Below are 6,118 nucleotides of genomic sequence, written 5' to 3'. Positions count from 1 at the left end.
ATGCCGAACCCGTTCGAGAACGACGAGGCGCCGTACCTAGTCCTGGTCAACGACGAGGGGCAGCACTCGCTGTGGCCGGCTTTCGCCGAGGTGCCGGCCGGTTGGGAGCGGGTGTACGGCGAGGACACCCGCGCCGCGTGCCTGGAATACGTCGAGCAGAACTGGACCGACATGCGCCCGCTCAGCCTGGTGCGCGAGATGGCCGGCGACGCCGCCTGAGCCGAGGCACCGAAAGAGAGGCGCCGGTGATGACTGCCCGCGAGATCGTGCCGCTGCACCGCAACCGCGACTTCGTCCTGCTCTGGACGGGCCACTGGGTCTCGTTCCTCGGCTCCCGGATGAGCGCGGTCTGTTATCCCCTGCTGGCGCTCTGGATCTCCGGAGGGTCGGCGGCGGCGGCCGGTTTCGCGACCGCGGCGGCTATCCTGCCGAGCGTCGTCTTCCAGTTGCCGGCCGGAGCTCTTGTGGACCGGTGGGACCGCCGCCGGGTGATGGTCCTCTGTGCCGGGTGCCGGGCGCTGGCACTCGGCGCGGTGGCCGCCACCCTGCTGACCGGCACGCTCACCCTCACCGTGCTGCTCGCCGCGGTCTTCGTCGACACCAGCCTGGCGATCTTCTCCGGGCTCGCCGAGCGGGTGACCGTGCGTCAGGTGGTGCCGGCGTCCCAGCTCGGCTCGGCGATGGGCCAGAACGAGGCCCGGGGCCGGGTGGCCGGGCTGGTCGGCGCGCCGCTCGGCACGCTGCTGTTCACCTGGACCCGGTGGAGCCCGTTCCTGCTGGCCGCCGTCGGTGCCCTGGTGGCATTCGCCAACGTCTGGCTGATGCGGGCCGACACCCGTCCGGCGCCCGTCGCCGGTGACCGGCACGTCGGCCGGGACGTGCTCGACGGCCTCGCCTGGCTGCGAGGCCACGCCTTCCTGCGCGCCGCCGTCGTCCTGGTGTCCCTCAGCGGCGTGTTCTTCCAGCTCGTCTCGCTGTCCCTGATGGTCGTCCTGGTCCAGGAGCAGGGCCATCCGGCATCGGCGGTCGGTCTGCTCTTCGGCATCAGCGGCTGCGGCGGCGTGGCCGGGGCGCTCACCGCGCGCTGGTGGCTGAGCCGGCTGCCGCTGCCGGCCGTGGTGATCGGCGGGTTCGCGGCCTGGGGCGCCCTGATGGCGGGTAGCGCGTTCATCGTCACGCCGGTGGGCCTGGGCGTGCTGTTCGCCGCGATGAGCTTCGTCGGCGCCGTCTTCAACGTCGCCTCGGCGATCTACCAGATGACCGCGACTCCGGCCGAGCTGCAGGGGCGGGTCGGGGCCACCGCGGGATTCACCGCAGCTGCCGCCGCCGGGCTCGGCGCGATCGGCGCCGGATACCTGCTGGACGTGACCGGTGGCGCGACCGGGCTGCTCATCGCGGCGGCCGGGATGGCCGTCGTTACGGCGGCTGCGCTCACCGTCCCGGCGATCCGGCGGACCCGGCTGCCGGCCCCGGAGCCGGTGCCGGGCGACCTCGTAACCACGACCTGACGGGACCACCATGGATCTGAGCCTGTTCTACTTCGCCAACGACAGCACCGCCCCCGGCGCGCGCGGCCGCTACGAGCTGCTCATCGAGGGCGCCAAGCTCGCCGACCGGGCCGGCCTCACCGCGGTGTGGACCCCGGAACGGCACTTCGACCCGTTCGGCGGCGCCTATCCGAACCCGTCGGTGCTCGGCGCGGCCATCGCCACGATCACCGACCGGATCGGCATCCGGGCCGGCAGCGTCGTCGCGCCCCTGCACAACCCCCTGCGCATCGCCGAGGAGTGGTCGGTCGTCGACAACCTCTCCGGCGGCCGGGTCGGCATCGCCTTCGCCTCCGGGTGGAACGCCGTCGACTTCGCGCTCGCGCCGGGTAACTACGAGAACCGTCGCACCGTGTTGAGGCAGACCGCCGAGGAGGTACGGCGGTTGTGGCGCGGCGGCACGGCGACCGGGGTGGACGGTATGGGGCGGGCCGTCGAGGTGCGGCCGTACCCGCCGGCCGTCCAGCCGGAGCTGCCGATCTGGGTCACCTCCGGTGGCGGCGTCGAGACGTTCCGGGCGGCCGGGGAGATGCGGGCCGGCCTGCTGACCCATCTGCTCGGGCAGAACCTCGGTGAACTGGCCGGGAAAATCGCCGAGTACCGCCGGGTCGCCACCGAGCGGCACGGGTGGTCCGGGCACGTGGTGCTGATGCTGCACACCCTGCTCGGCGACGACCTCGACCAGGTCCGCGAGGTGGTCCGGGCCCCGTTCACCAACTACCTGAAGAGCTCGGCGAACCTGACCGCGAAGTCGTTCCTCGGTAAGGACGTGAACCTGGCCGACCTGAACGCCGCCGACATCGAGTACCTCTCGGCGCGCGCCTTCGACCGCTACTTCTCCACCGGCGGCTTGTTCGGCGGCGTGGACCACGCCGCCGAGCTGATCGACCGGGTGGCCGGCCTCGGCATCGACGAGATCGGTTGCCTGATCGACTTCGGTGTCCGCCCGGACGCCGTTCTGGCCGGCATCGAACTGCTCGGCAAGCTCAACGCCCGCGTCACCGCCTGAGGCCGCGGGCCCGGGAACGGACGCGCCGACCGGCGCGCCCGTCGGCGCCGTGCCGGGTGGCGCGGCCGGGACGAAGGATGAATTCATGACGGACATCGCCACCGCGTGGACGCCGTACGAGATCCGGGCGACCGACACGGGTGTCCGCCGGCTCGCCGGATGGCTCGACGAGCTCGGCCCCGACGGTCTGTCGACCCTGCTGGTGGAGAAGAAGGCGCTGGTCTTCCGCGACTTCGGGGTGACGCCGGGGGAGCTCGACGGCGTGCTCGACCGGTTGCTGCCCAATCGCCTGCCCTACGTGCACGGCAACTCGCCGCGTGCCCGGGTGCGCGGCAACGTCTACACCTCGACCGAGTATCCGGCCGAGTTCACCATCTCCCAGCACAACGAGCTCTGCTATGCCCGGCGCTGGCCGGCCCGGCTGGCGTTCTACAGCCAGATCGCGGCGCTCACCGGCGGCGGGACGCCGATCGTCGACGGCGAGCTCTGGTTGGCCTCGCTCGACGTCGAGGTCCGCGAGGCGTTCGCCGGCGGGGTGCGCTACGTGCAGAACCTGCACGACGGCTACGGGCTCGGCAAGAGCTGGCAGGACACGTTCGAGACCGACGACCGGGCCGCGGTGGAGAAGTTCCTGACCGACGCGGAGGCCGAGTTCGAGTGGCGGTCGGAGGGCCTGCGGGTCACCCAGGTGCGCCCGGCCACGACCCGGCACTCGGTGACCGGCGCGGAGGTCTGGTTCAACCAGGCCGACCAGTGGCATCCGGCCGGGCTGGGCGACCAGACGGCGGCCGAGCTCTACGACATCCTGCCGCTCGACGAGCTGCCGCAGTACGTCACGTTCGCCGACGGCAGCCCGATCCCCGGACGGTACGTCGAGCAGATCCGCGACCGTGGCCTGGAGAACGCGGTCGACGTCCCGTGGCAGGCCGGCGACCTGATGCTCATCGACAACGTGCTGGTCGGGCACGGTCGCCGGTCGTTCACCGGTGACCGGCGCACGCTGGTGGCGATGTCCGACTGACGTCACGCGCGCACCGGAAGGGGGGCGGACCATCCGCCCCCACCTCCGGTGTCTCAACTTCTGTCCTCCCCGGCCGCCAGCTCGGCGGCGAGCAAGCGGTTCAGCCCGGTCAGCCGGAACCTGGTGAATCCGGCGTCGTCCACTGCGGCCGGGGCGACCAGGTGCAGATCGGCCAGTTCCTCCAGCCGGTCGGCCGTCTCGGTCAACGCCGTGGCCGCCGACGTTACGGACCGTGCGGTGAACCCCGCAGGATCCGCGCTGACCAGTGCCGGCAGCAGTGCACGGGCCGGTGCGGGCAGCCGCTGCATCACGGTCATCAACCGGCCGCGTACGGTCTGCCGGGCGTGGCAGAGCTCGTCGAGCCGCCGGGCCGGATCGGCGAGGCGGGTGGCCAGTTGCTCAACCGTCCACAGCGGATGGGATGCGAGCCGGGCGCCGGCGATGTGCAGGGCCAGCGGCAGACCGTCGCATAGCCGCACCACCGTCCGCGCGGCGGCGAGCTCCTTGTAGACCCGGTACTCGCCGGCGATCGCGGCCAGCAGCTTCACCCCGTCGCGCTCCGACAGCGGGTCCAGTGCCATGACGTGCCGGTGCGGGAAGCCGGTGAGATACTGACGGCTGGTGACCATGGCGGCCGCCATGGGACTGGTTGGAATGAGGTCGTCCAGGCGTCGCTCGTCGACGACGTCGTCGAGGATCACCAGTATGCGACGGTCGTGCCCCGCGATCCGGTAGTCACGCAGGAGGTCGCGCACGTCGGTGCCGGGGGCCGGTTCCTCGCCCATGCCGTGCAGTAGCTGGGTGAGGATGTCGGCGACCGGCCGGGGTGTGCCGTCCCACTCGGTCAGCGGAGCGTAGAGAACCCCGTCCGGGAACTGCTCGGCCGAGGTGTGCCCGATGCGTATGGCCAGGGCGGTCTTGCCCGTGCCGACCGCGCCCGTGATCAGCAGACGGCTCGGTGCCGTTCGGGCCCAGGGACCGCCGGTCGCGGCCCAGGCGCCGCGGACCGTGGCCAGCTCAGCGCGGCGTCCGGTGAAGTGCCCGATGTCGGGTGGTAGCAGTGGGGAGTTGGCCCGCCGTCGGCGCTCCCGGGCAACGACGACGCCCGGCTTCGGCGGGTACTCGGGCTCCTCGTCGTGCAGCGCCTCCTGATAGGCCCGGACGAGCATCGGTCCCGGATCCACGCCGAGATGGTCGGCGAGCACCCGGCGGCCCTCGTGGAAGGCGAGCAGGGCGTCGGCACGCCGACCGCTGCGACACAGCGCCAGTACCAGCTGCGCACGGAACTGCTCGCGCAGCGGGTACTTGCCGACCAGGCTGGTCAGCTCCGGGGTCAGCCCGGTGTCCTGACGCAGCGCGAGGTCCGCCTCGATGCGCTGCTCGGTGGCGTTGGCCCAGGCCTCCTCGAGCGGCGGCCGCTCGACCTCGGCCAGGTGCTCGGTGACATTGGTCAGCGCGGGTCCGCGCCACAGTGCCAGGGCGGCGCGCAGCTGCTCGGCGGCGGTCCCGTAATCGCGTACGGCGAGGGCGCGGCGGCCCTGCTCCACCCGGCGGTCGAAGGCCACCACGTCGAGCTCCGCATCGAGCGTGTCGAGTGTGTACCCGGCGTGCTGGCGTTCCAGCCTCACCTCGTCGCCCAGCTGTTTGCGGAGCTTGTAGACGTAGGAGTATATCTGCGCGCTCATCGTCGCTGGTGGCGTCCAACCCCACAGGTACTCACTGAGCTGTGTGTAGGACAGGGCTCTGCCCCGGGCCACGAGCAGCGCACAGAGCACGGTGTTTATCTTCGATCCCGACAGCGGAATCTCCGCACCGCATTTGCGCGCCGTCACCGGACCCAGAATTGAAAATTCCATTGTCGTTCCCCCGATAGTCCGTATAGCTGGACCGAGCTGTTCAAAGCAGATTCGCCTTGGCGGCGCGATAGCCGGCCTGGAATCTGCTGTCGGCGGAGAACCGTTGCATCAGGGCCGCGACGGTGCGCCGATAGGACCGAATCGCGACACCCAGGCTGCGTGCCGCCAGGTCGTCCGTCAGGCCGAGGGCGAGCTGACTAAGCACGGCCTGCTCGGCGTACGGCAACCGGTGCGCCTCGCCGGCCCGCGGTACCGCGTCGCGCCACATCGACCGCTCGATCATCGAGGCCAGTCCGGGGCTCGCTAGCACCGCCCCACCGGCCGTGTAGTCCCAGCCATTCTGCGCTGCGACCAGGATCTTTCCGTCGATCACCGCCATCCGGCACGGGACCGTGACGGTCGGCAGCACCGCCAGGTCGGCCATCGCCGGGCACAGGCCGCAACGGTCGGAGCCGACATGCACCCGGACCCGTACGCCGCGCCGGACGGCCGCGGTCGCGGCCGCCACGTCCGGGCAGCCGTCGGTCAGCGCGGCGGCCGGAGCCAGCAGCGTGAGGTGGTGCGCCGCGCCGCCCAGCACTGGTTGAATCTGTCGAGCCGTGACGGTTTTGACGTGCATCGTCACGGCCACCAGATCGTGATGTCGGCCGCCGGGAAGACGTTGATGGCGGTGGTAGTGAGGGTG

Annotated in this window: 6 protein-coding genes; 4 read left to right on the top strand and 2 right to left on the bottom strand. The window is 71.5% G+C overall.

Annotated features, from left to right (window positions below; all coding sequences use genetic code 11):
* The 4 genes from ACQP2H_RS20405 to ACQP2H_RS20390 all read left to right on the top strand — a co-directional run bounded on the left by ACQP2H_RS20405 (nucleotide 1) and on the right by ACQP2H_RS20390 (nucleotide 3,577).
* Nucleotides 1-219 carry an MbtH family protein gene (locus ACQP2H_RS20405; RefSeq protein WP_219463556.1) on the top strand — a complete coding sequence of 73 codons (219 nt, stop codon included), beginning with the start codon at nucleotides 1-3 and terminating at the stop codon, nucleotides 217-219.
* Nucleotides 220-248: 29 nt separating this feature from the next.
* Nucleotides 249-1,508 carry an MFS transporter gene (locus ACQP2H_RS20400; RefSeq protein WP_219463553.1) on the top strand — a complete coding sequence of 420 codons (1,260 nt, stop codon included), beginning with the start codon at nucleotides 249-251 and terminating at the stop codon, nucleotides 1,506-1,508.
* A gap of 10 nt (nucleotides 1,509-1,518) precedes the next feature.
* On the top strand, nucleotides 1,519-2,556 hold the full coding sequence (locus tag ACQP2H_RS20395; protein WP_219463550.1) for a MupA/Atu3671 family FMN-dependent luciferase-like monooxygenase: 1,038 nt from the start codon (nucleotides 1,519-1,521) through the stop codon (nucleotides 2,554-2,556).
* A gap of 85 nt (nucleotides 2,557-2,641) precedes the next feature.
* Nucleotides 2,642-3,577 (top strand): TauD/TfdA family dioxygenase, encoded by a 936-nt coding sequence (locus ACQP2H_RS20390; RefSeq protein WP_219463548.1) that lies wholly within the window; start codon nucleotides 2,642-2,644, stop codon nucleotides 3,575-3,577.
* A 53-nt stretch (nucleotides 3,578-3,630) separates the two neighbouring features.
* Here ACQP2H_RS20390 and ACQP2H_RS20385 read toward each other — a convergent pair whose 3' ends face one another.
* Together ACQP2H_RS20385 and ACQP2H_RS20380 are read right to left on the bottom strand one after the other, a co-directional pair.
* Nucleotides 3,631-5,262, bottom strand: coding sequence for a BTAD domain-containing putative transcriptional regulator (locus ACQP2H_RS20385; protein WP_433228499.1), 1,632 nt, complete (start codon nucleotides 5,260-5,262; stop codon nucleotides 3,631-3,633).
* Nucleotides 5,263-5,473: 211 nt separating this feature from the next.
* Nucleotides 5,474-6,064, bottom strand: coding sequence for a hypothetical protein (locus ACQP2H_RS20380; protein WP_219463543.1), 591 nt, complete (start codon nucleotides 6,062-6,064; stop codon nucleotides 5,474-5,476).
* Between the last annotated feature and the right edge of the window lie 54 nt (nucleotides 6,065-6,118).

It is taken from the genome of Micromonospora sp. CA-248260, assembly GCF_050942205.1.
Classification (GTDB): Bacteria; Actinomycetota; Actinomycetes; order Mycobacteriales; family Micromonosporaceae; genus Micromonospora; species Micromonospora antibiotica.
Note: the sequence above shows the minus strand (reverse complement) of the source record. Positions and strands in the feature narration are given on the sequence as shown.

What these genes read in the sequence shown, in the direction of transcription:
- ACQP2H_RS20405 (WP_219463556.1), top strand. Translation starts at nt 1, where the DNA reads ATGCCGAACCCGTTCGAGAACGACGAGGCGCCGTACCTAGTCCTGGTC.
- ACQP2H_RS20395 (WP_219463550.1), top strand. Translation starts at nt 1,519, where the DNA reads ATGGATCTGAGCCTGTTCTACTTCGCCAACGACAGCACCGCCCCCGGC.
- ACQP2H_RS20385 (WP_433228499.1), bottom strand. Translation starts at nt 5,262, where the DNA reads ATGAGCGCGCAGATATACTCCTACGTCTACAAGCTCCGCAAACAGCTG.
- ACQP2H_RS20400 (WP_219463553.1), top strand. Translation starts at nt 249, where the DNA reads ATGACTGCCCGCGAGATCGTGCCGCTGCACCGCAACCGCGACTTCGTC.
- ACQP2H_RS20390 (WP_219463548.1), top strand. Translation starts at nt 2,642, where the DNA reads ATGACGGACATCGCCACCGCGTGGACGCCGTACGAGATCCGGGCGACC.